At 63.3% G+C, this 14,530-nt stretch carries 6 protein-coding genes and 1 pseudogene; 3 read left to right on the top strand and 4 right to left on the bottom strand.

Translation table 11 applies throughout. The annotated features are described in order from the left end of the window. Positions 1 to 19: 19 nt before the first annotated feature. The 3 genes from QMK50_RS14835 to QMK50_RS14825 form a co-directional block, all read right to left on the bottom strand. Positions 20 to 2,203 (bottom strand): type I secretion system permease/ATPase, encoded by a 2,184-nt coding sequence (locus tag QMK50_RS14835; protein WP_320333388.1) that lies wholly within the window; start codon positions 2,201 to 2,203, stop codon positions 20 to 22. Continuing rightward, on the bottom strand, positions 2,200 to 3,618 hold the full coding sequence (locus QMK50_RS14830) for a TolC family outer membrane protein (protein WP_320334519.1): 1,419 nt from the start codon (positions 3,616 to 3,618) through the stop codon (positions 2,200 to 2,202). Before QMK50_RS14830 ends, QMK50_RS14835 begins: the two co-directional genes overlap by 4 nt. 245 nt (positions 3,619 to 3,863) lie before the next feature. Continuing rightward, the gene (locus QMK50_RS14825; RefSeq protein ID WP_320333387.1) at positions 3,864 to 6,626 is read right to left on the bottom strand and encodes a BapA/Bap/LapF family large adhesin; all 2,763 of its coding nucleotides are present in this window, start codon (positions 6,624 to 6,626) and stop codon (positions 3,864 to 3,866) included. Here QMK50_RS14825 and QMK50_RS14820 point away from each other — a divergent pair. After that, positions 6,532 to 10,455, top strand: a complete 3,924-nt coding sequence (locus tag QMK50_RS14820; RefSeq protein ID WP_320333386.1) for a hypothetical protein — start codon at positions 6,532 to 6,534, stop codon at positions 10,453 to 10,455. The two genes, QMK50_RS14825 and QMK50_RS14820, sit on opposite strands and share 95 nt — an antisense overlap. A 30-nt stretch (positions 10,456 to 10,485) precedes the next feature. Here the strand turns inward: QMK50_RS14820 and QMK50_RS27375 are convergent. Then, positions 10,486 to 12,180, bottom strand: a pseudogene (locus QMK50_RS27375) (Ig-like domain-containing protein); the annotation flags it as partial. A gap of 225 nt (positions 12,181 to 12,405) precedes the next feature. On the opposite strand from QMK50_RS27375, the gene QMK50_RS14810 reads away from it, so the two are divergent. Further along, positions 12,406 to 12,711 carry a hypothetical protein gene (locus QMK50_RS14810; protein WP_143501281.1) on the top strand — a complete coding sequence of 102 codons (306 nt, stop codon included), beginning with the start codon at positions 12,406 to 12,408 and terminating at the stop codon, positions 12,709 to 12,711. A gap of 400 nt (positions 12,712 to 13,111) precedes the next feature. After that, positions 13,112 to 14,275: a non-hydrolyzing UDP-N-acetylglucosamine 2-epimerase gene (wecB, locus tag QMK50_RS14805; protein WP_320333384.1), complete on the top strand. Its 1,164-nt coding sequence runs from the start codon at positions 13,112 to 13,114 to the stop codon at positions 14,273 to 14,275. The last annotated feature ends 255 nt before the right edge of the window (positions 14,276 to 14,530 follow it).

Here is a 14,530-nt window from a genome sequence, read left to right as displayed (position 1 = left end):
GTGGCTGGGAGCAGCCGGCTCACTGCGCCGGGTTCCGAGGTTTGGAAAGACGGGCAATGGCGTTGTCCTTGGTGTCATCGATGATCACCGCGCCGTTGTCGACGACGATGATCCGATCCACCAGGCTCAACACACTCATGCGGTGCGTGGCGATGATCAGCGTGCGCTGCGCGCCCCACTGGCCCAGGCTCTGGATCAACTTGCGTTCACTGGCGTCGTCGAGGGCCGCAGTGGGTTCGTCCAGCAGCACAATCTGCGGCTGGCGAATGATCAACCGCGACAGCAGCAGCGCCTGGCGCTGGCCACCGGACAGGCCGAGACCACCTTCCAGAATCATGTGGTCCATGCCCAGTGCGAACTTGCTGATGAACTCCAGCGCACCGGTCAGCGCCAGCGCTTCGAGCAGGTCCTGGTCGCTGGCGTGAGCCGCTCCCAGCATCAGGTTTTCCCGCAGCGTGCCGTGGAACAGCCGGGAGTTCTGGGTCAGCAGACCAACATCGCGGCGCACATCGGCCGGGTCGATATGGCTCAGGCCAACGCCATCCAGGGTCAGCGAACCTGAACTGAGGTCGATCATCCCGGCCATGGCCTGCAGCAGCGTCGACTTGCCCGCGCCGTTGCGCCCGAGCACCGCGATGCGCTCACCCGGGGCAATCTTCAAGTGCTTGACCGTGAGGGCCGGCATCGGTGCATCTTCGGCGTACTTGAACTCGGCCTGCTTGAACTCATAGTCGCCGCGCACCAGCGGCAGGTGTACACGCTTGCTGCCCTCGGCCTGGTCGACCGGCATCTGCATGATCCGGTGCAAGCCCTGCAGGGCCACTTTGGCCTGTTGCCAGCGGGTCAGCACCAGGGTGATCTGCGACATCGGCGCCATCATGCGCGACGCCAGGATCGACGCGGCCACCAGGCTACCGGTGGTCATGTCACCCGCCATCACCATCGGCGCACCGAACACCACCACCACGGCAAACACGCCGCCCTGCACGCTCTGGGTCCAGGTCACCAGGCCACTGGTGAGCGTGCGCGAACGCAGGCTGGCCTCGGCGGCAGTCGCGTTGTAGTGGTTCCACTGCTGCTGGAAACGCTGTTCGGCCTGCAGCATCTTGATGTCGTCCAGGCCTTGCACGGTCTCCACCAGCATGGCGCTGCGCAGCGAACTTTCGCGCATCGACTGGTTGGCCAGCCTCGCCAGTTTCCGTTGCGACAACAGCCCCGGGATGATCAGGAACAGCACCGCGCCCAGTGGCACGGCCACCAGCGGCCCGGCAATAAACCAGTAGATCACCACGAACATCAGAAAAAACGGCAGGTCGGCCAAGGCGCTGGCAGTGCTGGAGGTGATCAGTTCACGCAGTTGCTCAAGCTCGCGCAACTGGGAAATGAACGAACCGGTGGATTTCGGCCGGGCGCTGTTACGCAGGCGAATGGCATGGCCGAAGACCAGGTCCGAGACGCGCATGTCGGCACGCTTGCCGAGCAGATCGGTGATCCGCACACGCATTACCCGCAGGACAAAATCGAAAAACAGCGCCAGCATCACCCCGCCGAACAACACGTACAGGGTCGGCATCGACTCGGCGGGAATCACCCGGTCGTACACCTGCATCGAAAACAGCACCCCGGCCAGGCCGAGAATGTTCGCCGCCAGCGACGCCAACATGACATGGCCGTAGGGGCGCATGTCGCGCAGGACGATGTTCCTGAACCAGCTTTTCTCGTAGGGCTTGATGTAGTCGTCGACCCGCGAGTCCCGCGCCGCCTGCACCGGTCGCAGAATCAGCGCCTTGCGCGCCGACACCAGCAGCTCGGCACGGCTGATGCGGCTTTGCAGGCCTTGGTCACCGCTGTAGACAATACCCAGTTCATCGTCGTCGCTGAGGGTCTGCAGCACACCGATTTGCCCATCGTCGAACTGCAGCACCAGGGGCAGGCGCCGCTGGACCAACAGCGCCGGGCTGAAATCCACGACCTTCAGGCTCAGCCCGGCCTGGCGTGCCATCTGCCGCAGCACCTCGTCGACCCCGGTGCCCTTGCTCCACTGGGCGGCAATGCGCACATTCTGCGCCGAGCAATCCAGGCGATTGTGCCGGGCGACCGCGAGGATCGCTTCCAGCCAATCTTCGTAATCGAGCGCGCTGGCCGCCTCCAGGGTCTGCGGTTCGGTGGCGCCCTGGGTATCCAGGTTCACAGCGTCGTTCATGGTCGAATCTCCACACCTTGGATGGTGCCACTGTCCAGATTGAACGCCGTGCGCAAGGCGCTGCTGTTGTACAGGCAATCGATTTCCAGACGGTGCAGATCCGCGGCGGTGTTAGCCCGATCCATGGCAGCCTGGTGGATTTCCTGCTCGGCGTTCAACAGATCGAGCAATGGCCGCGTGCCCAACTCAAGGTATTGCTGGCGATACAAATCGCGGGTTTCAGAAATGCTGCGTTCACGGAAATCCAGGGTGGTCAGGCGCTGTTCGAGGCTGGAGGTCTGATCCCGCGCCTCAAGCAAACCCTGGCGTACCGCCAGGCGCGCAGCGTCGTTGGCCGCCTCGGCCGCCCGCAACGCTTGGGCCGCTGCCGATTTGCGGGCATTGATCGCGCCGCCCTGGTACAGCGGCATCTCGACGTTGAGGAAGATCCCGTAGCGCGTGCGGTCGCGCCCGCCCACGCTGCCATCTTCATCATTGCTGTCCAGGTACTGGGTGGCCGACGGATCCAGCGACACGGTCGGCATCGCTTCGGCCCGGGCCTGGGCGATCTGCGCCTGGGCATCGACTTGCTGGGCCTGGGCGATCAACAACGAAGGCGTCAGCACCTCGTCGGCATTGATGCCTTGGCAGGACTGGCGCAGCGTGCTCGGCACCTCAGTGGCGACACTGACCGGCGTGCGCGCGCCGAGCAGACTGCCCAGGCTGCTGCGCCAGCGGTTGTACAGCGCGGTGTATTGCAACTGCGTGGCAACGGCAGCCTCGACCCGCGAGCGCGCCTGGATCAGGTCGGAGCGGGTGCTGGCGCCCATGTCGCTGCGCTTTTGCGCCAGGTCGGCAATGGCCGTCAGGCCCTTGACCTGCGCGCGGGAGATGTTGAGCAACGCCTGGTAGCGCTGCAGCTCGATCACCGAAAAGGCGGTATCGCGCGCCACCTGGTCGATGGCCAGCAACACCGAAGCCTGCTTGCCATTCACCCGGGCCACGGCACTGTCCACCGCACTGTCGACCTTGCCGAAGTCATACAACATCTGCGAAGCCGACAAGGTGAAGGCCTGGCTTTGGCCGTTGCCGGTCAGGCCGCTGTCGTACCCGGAATTGAACCCGCCACGAATCTGCGGGTAATAACCGGCACGAGCCACGGTGACATTGTCGTGTTGCTGGTACAGCTGGCCGATCGACTCGGCGATCGCGGGATGCCAGGCGACGGCCAGTTGAATGGCGCGCGGCATCTCGAGGTTGTCGGGGACTGCATGACTGGGGGCAGCCGGTTGGCTGGCACCGAACGAATCACCCGGTAAATTCTGGCCCACATCTTTGGGGCTGATGGTGTTGATACTGTTGGGTTCGTAGTCGCGTGTCAGCGCTACGGCCCGCTCTATCGTCAATGGCTGTACGGCGACTGCCAACAACGCCACAAACAGGAACTCGAACCGATCCTTAGGTCTCAAGTAATGCTCCACATCAGCTTGTGATGAAAAAGATAGACGCTTATTTGCCCTGCTGCCGACTCAATTTCAGCGACCTGCACGGCTCACTCGAATTCGTGGTGTAACGCCAGGGCGGCGCAAGAACGCGCCGCCTGGATCGTTACTGTTGATTGATGGAGGATCAAAGGAGAACGCCGGGCCCAAGGCCCGACGCTCCCCCGCCAGCAACGTGGTTAAACCACGTTGACCCCGCTTTGCACCCAGAGTTGATGGGTTTCATCTTCCTGGCTGGTGTACACCACGTACTCCTGCCCGTTCTCCAGCTGCGTGCTACCCACCGACCAGTTGCCCGTCAGATGGACGCTGTCCTGCTCGTCGCCCTGGATAAACAATCTATCCGTCTCGGGCGATGTCACAGCCACCAGGTCTTCCAGGCTCACGGTCAGGTCGACCGCACTGAAGTCGTTCAGGTCGATGCTCTCGATATCGCTGACTTTACCGACCAGCAAGCTCAAGTTAATCGTCGCATCGCCACCGTCCCAGACCAGGGTGTCGAAGCCGTCCCCGCCATCCACCGCTGCAAACTCGGTGTCATGGATCGCGATATGGTCAGCACCGTCGGCACCTTCGGTGATCGTGGCCGATGACGGTTCCTGCTCGAACGCAGCTGCGGCGAAGCCTGGGGCTTCGGTTGCAGGATTGCCCGGGTTGGCATCGTCCCAGACCAGATCAAGATCCGGCGAGTCAAGGCGTACGTACAGCGTGGCGGTGTCCTCCTGGCCACCTGGAGTGGTGAGTTTGTAGGTGAAGCTGTCCACTTGGCCGACATCAGCCAGCGCCAGACCCGGGGTCGGCGTGTAGCTGTAGTCACCGTCAGCGTGCAACGTCAGCGTGCCGAATTGCCCTTGCACCACCGCTCCGGTTTGACCCGGAATGACGTAGACCCCGTTGATCAACACACTCAGTACCGTCAACGTCGACGGAATACTGTCTGGCACGGAGTGATCGCTGATCAGCAGGACATTGCCCGTTGCGGCGGTCGCAGCCCCCGTGACGAACTCCGTCGGATAGGTGGTAACCAGCGTCTGGCTAACGGTCACTTCAGTACCCAGTACCGCCTTGGCCGTCGATGACGACAGTCGATACTCACCTTGACCCAGCGTGAAGGTATGAGTCGCCGCAGTGGTGCTTTGACCCGGCACGTTCACCCAAGCAGTCCCGTTGAACGTCTGCAGGACAATGGTTGTTACTGCAGTCGAACCAGAGCTATTGACCACAAGCTCTGCCGTCGTGCCACTGGCGACCGTGAAGGACTCCCCGTCGTGCGGGGTAACAGTGCCGAGTAATCCAGGCCCGAAGTACTGGATTGCCACCAGGTCATCAATTACTACCCGGACATCGACATCTATCTGTGCGGTGCCGATATCGTCGCTGGCAACCAGCGCCACGACACCCGGTGCCGACGGATCGGCAGGACTCCAGGTAACCGTCGAGTCGGTGCTGTCGATGCGCACGTACAGGGTGGCCGAAGCCGTCCCGCCAGCCGCTGTCGCCAGTTGATAGACGAAGGCATCTACCTTGCCGATGTTCGCCGCATCGCCCGATGGCGTGTAGCTGTAATCACCATTGGCAAAGATCGTCAGATCACCGTACAGCCCGTGAACCACGGTACTGCCCACTGGATTGATAACCACACCGTTGACTTCGTCGACCGTCGCATCCGCTGCGGTACCTGGAGAGTCCGGCGCGCCTGCAAAGCCGTCATCGATGATGACGTTCCCGCTGACTTCACCTCCTGTTGCCGTGAAATCGACCAGGCTTACATTATCGACGCTCAGTTGCGCCGTAGCCGTTGCGCCCACTGCCACGAGTGCAGGGTCCATGGCGAGCGTGAAGCGATACTCCCCGGCCGCCAGGCCTTCGATTTTCGCGGTAGTAACACCTGGACTGAACAGCCCAAGCAGATCGAGCAAGCCACCACCTACGCTTCCCGAATCAACCGGAGTCCAGCCGCCAGCACCGTCGCTGACCTCAAGTATTGCTTTGAACCCACTGCCCAGCACGGAGACCAGGTCGCCCGAACCGAAGGACAGATTCAAGGTACCGGTGTGTTCACCCGTCACCGTGAACTCCTGCGACAGCACAGGGATACCGAGCTGAATCCCACCAATCCCCAGCAACGTGAACACGTTCATGCTGTTGAGCGCGGTGTTGGTCGTAACCGGAGTTACGGTCAATTCAGCGGTTGCCAGGTCGTCGAAGGCTTCCAGGTCGGCGTCGGCGTCGGCGTCGGCATCAGCATCGGCATCGGCGTCGGCATCGGCGTCCGCATCAGCATCGGCATCGGCATCGGCATCGGCATCGGCATCGGCATCAGCGTCGGCATCAGCATCCGCATCCGCATCCGCATCCGCATCGGCATCGGCATCGGCATCGGCATCGGCATCCGCGTCAGCATCGGCGTCAGCATCCGCATCCGCATCCGCATCCGCATCGGCATCCGCATCCGCATCCGCATCGGCATCCGCATCGGCATCGGCATCGGCATCGGCATCGGCATCGGCATCGGCATCGGCGTCAGCATCGGCGTCGGCATCCGCATCCGCATCCGCATCCGCATCCGCGTCAGCATCGGCATCGGCGTCGGCATCGGCGTCGGCGTCGGCGTCGGCATCAGCATCGGCATCGGCATCGGCATCGGCGTCGGCATCGGCGTCGGCGTCGGCGTCGGCATCAGCATCGGCATCGGCATCGGCATCGGCGTCGGCATCAGCATCAGCATCGGCGTCGGCGTCGGCGTCGGCATCCGCATCCGCATCCGCATCCGCGTCAGCATCGGCGTCGGCGTCGGCATCGGCATCGGCATCGGCATCCGCATCCGCATCGGCATCGGCATCGGCGATGATCGGCATCGGCATCGGCGTCAGCATCCGCATCCGCATCCGCATCCGCATCCGCGTCGGCATCGGCGTCGGCGTCGGCATCAGCATCAGCATCCGCATCCGCGTCAGCATCGGCGTCGGCGTCGGCGTCGGCGTCGGCGTCAGCATCGGCATCGGCATCCGCATCCGCATCGGCATCGGCATCGGCGTCGGCATCAGCATCGGCATCGGCGTCAGCATCCGCATCCGCATCCGCGTCGGCATCGGCGTCGGCGTCGGCATCAGCATCAGCATCCGCATCCGCATCCGCATCGGCGTCGGCATCGGCATCGGCATCAGCATCAGCATCAGCATCCGCGTCGGCATCGGCATCGGCATCGGCATCCGCGTCGGCATCAGCATCCGCATCCGCATCCGCATCGGCGTCGGCATCCGCATCCGCATCGGCGTCCGCATCGGCATCGGCATCGGCGTCCGCATCAGCATCAGCATCCGCATCCGCATCCGCGTCGGCATCGGCATCGGCATCCGCGTCAGCATCGGCGTCGGCGTCGGCGTCGGCATCCGCATCCGCATCCGCATCGGCATCGGCATCGGCATCCGCGTCGGCATCAGCATCGGCATCGGCATCAGCATCAGCATCAGCATCAGCATCAGCGTCCGCGTCAGCATCGGCATCGGCATCGGCATCCGCGTCAGCATCGGCGTCGGCGTCGGCGTCGGCGTCGGCGTCGGCATCCGCGTCAGCATCGGCGTCGGCATCCGCATCCGCATCCGCATCCGCATCCGCATCCGCATCAGCATCAGCATCGGCGTCGGCGTCCGCATCAGCATCGGCATCGGCATCGGCATCGGCATCGGCATCGGCGTCAGCATCGGCGTCGGCATCGGCATCGGCATCGGCATCGGCATCGGCGTCGGCGTCGGCATCCGCATCAGCATCAGCATCAGCATCAGCATCAGCATCAGCATCAGCATCGGCATCGGCGTCAGCATCGGCGTCGGCGTCGGCGTCGGCGTCGGCATCAGCATCAGCATCGGCGTCGGCGTCGGCGTCGGCGTCGGCATCAGCATCAGCATCGGCATCCGCATCGGCGTCGGCATCCGCATCCGCATCCGCATCCGCATCCGCATCCGCATCGGCATCGGCATCGGCATCGGCGTCAGCATCCGCATCCGCGTCGGCATCGGCATCGGCATCGGCATCGGCATCCGCGTCAGCATCGGCATCGGCGTCGGCGTCGGCGTCGGCATCGGCATCGGCATCGGCATCGGCATCGGCGTCAGCGTCGGCATCCGCATCGGCATCGGCATCGGCATCGGCATCGGCATCGGCGTCAGCGTCAGCGTCAGCGTCAGCATCGGCATCCGCATCCGCATCCGCGTCAGCATCGGCGTCGGCGTCCGCATCAGCATCAGCATCGGCGTCGGCATCGGCGTCCGCATCAGCATCAGCGTCGGCGTCGGCATCCGCATCCGCATCCGCATCCGCGTCGGCGTCGGCATCGGCATCGGCATCGGCATCGGCATCCGCGTCAGCATCGGCATCGGCATCGGCATCGGCATCGGCATCGGCGTCGGCATCCGCATCCGCATCCGCGTCCGCATCGGCGTCGGCGTCCGCATCAGCATCCGCATCGGCGTCAGCATCGGCGTCGGCGTCGGCGTCGGCATCAGCATCCGCATCGGCGTCGGCATCCGCATCCGCATCCGCATCCGCATCCGCATCGGCATCGGCATCGGCGTCGGCGTCAGCATCCGCATCCGCGTCGGCATCGGCATCGGCATCGGCATCGGCATCCGCGTCAGCATCGGCGTCGGCGTCGGCATCGGCATCGGCATCGGCATCGGCATCGGCATCCGCGTCAGCGTCGGCATCCGCATCGGCATCGGCATCGGCATCGGCATCGGCATCGGCGTCGGCATCCGCATCCGCATCCGCGTCCGCATCGGCGTCGGCGTCGGCGTCCGCATCCGCATCCGCATCGGCGTCAGCATCGGCGTCGGCATCGGCATCAGCATCCGCATCCGCATCCGCATCCGCATCAGCATCAGCATCAGCATCAGCATCAGCATCGGCGTCGGCGTCCGCATCGGCGTCGGCATCGGCATCGGCATCCGCGTCCGCATCGGCATCGGCATCGGCATCCGCGTCAGCATCGGCGTCGGCGTCGGCATCGGCATCGGCATCCGCGTCAGCATCGGCGTCGGCGTCGGCGTCGGCGTCGGCATCGGCATCGGCATCCGCGTCAGCATCGGCATCGGCATCGGCGTCGGCGTCGGCGTCGGCATCCGCATCGGCATCGGCATCCGCGTCGGCATCCGCATCCGCATCGGCATCGGCATCGGCATCGGCGTCAGCATCCGCGTCGGCATCGGCATCGGCATCGGCATCGGCATCCGCGTCAGCATCGGCATCGGCGTCGGCATCCGCATCGGCATCCGCATCCGCATCGGCATCCGCATCCGCGTCGGCATCGGCATCGGCATCGGCATCGGCGTCGGCGTCGGCATCAGCATCAGCATCAGCATCAGCATCCGCGTCCGCATCAGCATCAGCATCGGCATCGGCATCGGCGTCAGCATCCGCATCGGCATCGGCGTCGGCATCCGCATCCGCATCCGCATCGGCATCGGCATCCGCATCGGCGTCCGCATCAGCGTCGGCATCGGCGTCGGCGTCGGCGTCCGCATCGGCGTCCGCATCGGCGTCGGCGTCGGCGTCCGCATCGGCGTCCGCATCGGCGTCCGCATCGGCGTCCGCATCGGCGTCGGCATCAGCATCGGCATCGGCATCGGCATCCGCGTCAGCATCGGCATCCGCATCCGCATCCGCATCCGCATCCGCATCCGCATCCGCATCGGCGTCAGCGTCAGCGTCAGCGTCAGCGTCAGCGTCAGCGTCAGCGTCAGCGTCAGCGTCAGCGTCAGCGTCAGCATCGGCATCGGCATCGGCATCCGCGTCAGCATCGGCATCGGCATCGGCATCGGCGTCCGCGTCCGCATCCGCATCCGCATCGGCATCGGCGTCGGCATCGGCATCGGCATCCGCGTCAGCATCGGCGTCGGCATCAGCATCCGCATCCGCATCGGCGTCCGCATCGGCATCCGCATCGGCGTCCGCATCGGCATCCGCATCGGCGTCCGCATCGGCATCCGCATCGGCGTCGGCATCCGCATCGGCATCGGCATCGGCATCCGCGTCGGCATCAGCATCAGCATCAGCATCAGCATCGGCATCGGCATCCGCGTCGGCGTCGGCGTCAGCATCCGCGTCGGCATCGGCATCGGCGTCCGCATCAGCATCAGCATCCGCGTCGGCATCCGCATCGGCATCGGCATCGGCATCGGCATCCGCGTCAGCATCGGCATCCGCATCCGCATCCGCATCGGCATCGGCGTCGGCGTCGGCATCGGCATCGGCGTCGGCGTCGGCGTCGGCATCGGCATCGGCGTCGGCATCAGCATCGGCATCCGCATCCGCATCCGCATCCGCATCGGCGTCGGCGTCGGCATCGGCATCGGCGTCCGCATCCGCATCGGCGTCGGCATCCGCATCGGCGTCGGCGTCGGCGTCGGCATCAGCATCGGCGTCCGCATCCGCATCGGCGTCGGCATCCGCATCGGCGTCGGCGTCGGCGTCGGCGTCGGCATCAGCATCGGCATCCGCATCCGCATCCGCATCCGCATCCGCATCCGCATCCGCGTCAGCATCGGCGTCAGCATCAGCGTCGGCATCCGCATCCGCATCCGCATCGGCATCCGCATCCGCATCGGCATCCGCATCGGCATCGGCATCCGCATCCGCGTCGGCGTCGGCGTCGGCGTCAGCGTCAGCGTCAGCATCGGCATCGGCATCGGCATCGGCATCGGCATCGGCATCGGCGTCAGCATCGGCGTCCGTCTCATCGATGTCCGGAGCAGTGACTTCGGTCGGGCCTGATTCGTTTTCTGCAGCGTCGGTCAGCGTTACCGTGATGGTTTCGCCGTTGACTTGTGGGGTGGTGAGCACGACTTCGAAGGTGCCGTCGGTGCCAACGGTGCCGGTGCCGATGACGTTGCCATCGGCATCCTTGAGGGTGACCGTGGTTTCTGGCTCGCCTTTACCGGTGACGGTGCCGCCATCGGCACTGACCACCAGGTCGGTCGGTGGTGCTGGGGCGGTGGAGTCGTCCGCGACGACAGTCGCCGGGGCCGAGACGTTGCCTGCGCCATCGGTGAGTGTTGCGGTCAGGGTTTCGCCATTGGTTTGTGGCGTAGTCAGCACAACTGCGAAATTGCCATCGGGACCGACCGTTCCGGTACCAATGATGTTGCCATCGGCATCCTTGATGGTGACGCTGGTGTTGGGTTCACCTTTACCGGTGACGGTGGTGCCATCGGCCATGACAGCCAGGTCGGTCGGGGCATCGGGTGGGGTGACGTCCCGCTCTTCGACGACGACGGTGTGGGCGATGACGTCCGCTGGCGCGGACACGTTGCCGGCGGCATCGGTCAGCGTCGTGGTGAGGGTTTCACCGTGGTTTTTCGGGGTGTCGAGCGTAACCACGAAGGTGCCATCGGCGCCGACTGTACCGGTGCCGATCACGTTGCCGTCGGCATCCTTGATGGTGACGACGGTGTTGGGTTCGCCTTTACCGCTGACGGTGTTGCCGTCGGTGCTGACGGCAAGATCAGTCGCGGCCGCCGGAGCGCTGGTGTCGCTGGCGTCGACGCTGGCCGATGGCGAGACGTTGCCCGCCGCGTCGGTCAAGGTGGCCGTCAGGGTTTCGCCGTTGGTTTGTGCTGGGGTCAGGCTGACCACGAAGGTGCCATCGGCGCCGACGGTGCCGGTGCCAATCACATTGCCATTGGCATCCTTGATGGTGACCGTGGTGTTGGGTTCACCCTTGCCGCTGACGGTACTGCCATCAGCACTGACGGCCAGATCGCTCGGTGCGGCGGGGGCTGTGGTGTCGCCCGCGGTGATGGTGCCGGGAGCAGAGACGTTGCCCGAAGCGTCAGTGAGGCTGACCTCGACTGTTTCACCATTGGTTTGCGGGGTGTCCAGGTTGACCTGGAAGTTGCCATCAGCGCCGACCGTGCCCGTGCCGATAACACGGCCACTGGCGTCCTTGACTGTCACCGTCGAACCCGGTTCGCCACGACCAATGAGTACCGCACCGGTGTTGTCGAAAGCCAGGCCGGTAGGGGCGTCTGGAGGCGTCGAGTCGGCGTCACCGCCACCGCCACCGCTGCCCCCATGTCCACCAAAGAATATTGCTGCGGCACCGCCGACACCCAGCAGGCTCAACCCCCACGCCAGCCAGTCTGGCGTGGTGCTGCCCGCCGCCGTAGCGGCCATCAGGTCTTCAAGGGTGCCGATTTCGCCAAAGGTAAAACCGGAATACGGCGAGGAGTAGCTCCCCAGGAACAGGGTTCCGTCGTTGTCCTCCAGGACCAATTGGTTGGGTTCGCCATCGCTGCCGACCACAAAGAAGTTATGGACCGTGACCGTGCCACCAGACTTCAGGGTGATGACCAGATTCTTGCCCGACTGCTGCATCGACTGGACGCTGCTCGGGCTAATGGGCACTTTTACAATACTGGTTCCGTTCAGGGCGACATTACCGAACGTTTGTTCGGTCGCCGCCCCCGTCGCCTTGTCGACAATTACAATATTCTTCATCGCACACCTGTTTTTTATTTCAGCTAGTCGAATCCCATAACAAAATCGACTCGAACGCGTGCGCAGCTTCTTAAACAGAGGCTGAGCATTCGTATAAGCGAAAGTTATGTAAAAGTTTTAATCCAGAAGTAGTACTCAACCCACACCGGAGCGCTCACTGGGTGCCAGGTGTTTAACCTGGCCAGCACGTGGGAAGTTGGACTTGCACAGGGGAGTTGCAGCGCCATGCTGCAAGGGCATCAAGCGGAGGAACCAGCGCTTGCGGAGGGGGTTGATCACCGTAGACGCTCCCTGTCTTTTGCCCGTCATCGGGAATCGCATCCTTTCGTAAAACGTATCCAGCACGCCTTTGAAAAGCTGCAAGAAGTAAGCAAAAACCGTCGTGATAGAACTTCCCAGCACACTGAAAACGGTTCGCTTACAAGGATACTAACCAGCAAAAAGTTGGCGTCAAAGAAAAAAGTTCACGCCGTCAATACCCACATTAAAACAACGGCAAAGAAGATTGGGCGCGAATGTTTCGAGAATTAAAAGGAGAAAATACTGGGTGATAATTTCATTATCATAAAATATTACTGAAGGAGATTTTCAATACCTTCGAAGAGCAAAATCATGCACAAAGCATTAAGCATTTAGACTTGTTACATTTGGAAATATATTTGTCGAGCGGTTCCAGGCCAGCACAGGACATACACTCGACCGCGCTGGCCGATCAGACCTCGAACCGACTCACCGTGCCCGCCCCAAAAAACCTTTCATGCTGCCTGCGGAACAAAAACCGTCCGGCGACCACCAACATAAGAAGGGCTGCGCAGCTCACGGAAGTAGCAGTCAAGCGCAGCAACAGGCGTCGTTTGCTTCGACCCTGACCATGGCGTACCCCAAGGGACGGCATGCCGGGGGTCATTCCCTGTATGGAGATAGAGAAAACATGAGAGTCCTGTCGTTGTTCGGCACCCGCCCCGAAGGCATCAAGATGGCCCCATTGGTCCATGGCCTGGCCGGTACCGAAGGCATCGAGAGCATTGTCTGCACCACCGGCCAACACCGCCACATGCTCGACCAGGTGCTGCAGTTATTTGATATCAAGACCCACCACGACCTGGACGTGATGCTCCCAGGACAAACCCTCAATGGTCTGTTCGCGCGCTTGATGACCCGGGTCGATGCCCTGCTCGAAGAGGTCAAGCCCGACTGTGTGCTGGTGCACGGCGATACCTCCACGGCAACCGCCTGCAGCCTGGCCGCGTTCCACCGGCGCATCCCGATCGGGCATGTCGAGGCTGGCTTGCGCACCGGCGACCTGACCCAGCCGTTTCCCGAGGAAATGAACCGGCGCGTGGTCGACGTCATGGGTAAATGGCTGTTCGCACCGACCGTGACCTCGCGCGACAACCTGCTCAAGGAAAACCTCGAAGGCCGTATCTATGTCACCGGCAACACGGTGATCGATGCCCTGGAGCTGACGCTGCACAAACTCGACCACAACCCGGACATGGAGGCCAGCTTGGCCGCGCGTTATGCCTGGGTCGACCCGGCACAACGCCTGGTGTTGGTGACCGGTCACCGCCGCGAGAATTTCGGCGATGGTTTCATCCAGATCTGCTCGGCCCTGGCGGCGCTGGCCAAGCGTGAGGATGTGCAGATCGTCTACCCGGTGCACTTGAACCCACAGGTGCGCGACGTCGTGATGTCGACCCTTTCCGGCCTGCCCAACATCCACCTTATCGAGCCGCTGGATTACCTGGATTTCGTCTGGTTCATGCGCCGCGCCTACCTGATCCTCACCGATTCGGGCGGTGTTCAGGAAGAGGCCCCGCACCTCGGCAAACCGGTGCTGGTGATGCGCGACACCACCGAGCGCCCGGAAGCTGTGAGTGCCGGAACGGTGACACTGGTCGGGACTCGCAAGGAGCGCATTGTCAGCGCCGTGCAGACCTTCCTCGACGACGCCGAGCACTATCAACGGGTGGCTCACAGCGTCAATCCCTACGGTGACGGACACGCCACAACACGGATCATTTCGGCACTCACCGGCCGCCAATTCAGTGAGTTTGATCCACCCATCCCGGCAATCCGCCCGACCATCGGCTAAACTGAATAGTCAAAATTACGTCACGCCAAACCAAAGGCGCACAAAATAATAAAATTTATACCAAAATATTGACACATGACGTTGCGGCACTCCACAGTGTGGGTGCCAATGCGGGGATGGATCCAAAGCTGCCACAGGGACAACCAATGGCCATTTGCCCCTCCTGCACTGACAGTTACGTTCGAGCTCATGCCGGCCCGTTTGTCAGATCTGTATTCCAGCTTGTGTCCAAGCTGAGCACCGCCACTGAGCCCG

The sequence above is a fragment of the Pseudomonas sp. P5_152 genome (genome assembly GCF_033989915.1).
Classification (GTDB): domain Bacteria; phylum Pseudomonadota; class Gammaproteobacteria; order Pseudomonadales; family Pseudomonadaceae; genus Aquipseudomonas.
This window is presented reverse-complemented; position numbering and strand designations above follow the sequence as displayed.

Bases quoted from the DNA above. Each gene is read 5' to 3' on its own strand.
- QMK50_RS14835 (WP_320333388.1), bottom strand. From the start codon at position 2,203: ATGAACGACGCTGTGAACCTGGATACCCAGGGCGCCACCGAACCGCAG.
- QMK50_RS14820 (WP_320333386.1), top strand. From the start codon at position 6,532: ATGATCGGCATCGGCATCGGCGTCAGCATCCGCATCCGCATCCGCATC.
- QMK50_RS14825 (WP_320333387.1), bottom strand. From the start codon at position 6,626: ATGCTGATGCTGATGCCGACGCCGACGCCGATGCCGACGCGGATGCGG.
- QMK50_RS14810 (WP_143501281.1), top strand. From the start codon at position 12,406: ATGCTGCAAGGGCATCAAGCGGAGGAACCAGCGCTTGCGGAGGGGGTT.
- wecB (WP_320333384.1), top strand. From the start codon at position 13,112: ATGAGAGTCCTGTCGTTGTTCGGCACCCGCCCCGAAGGCATCAAGATG.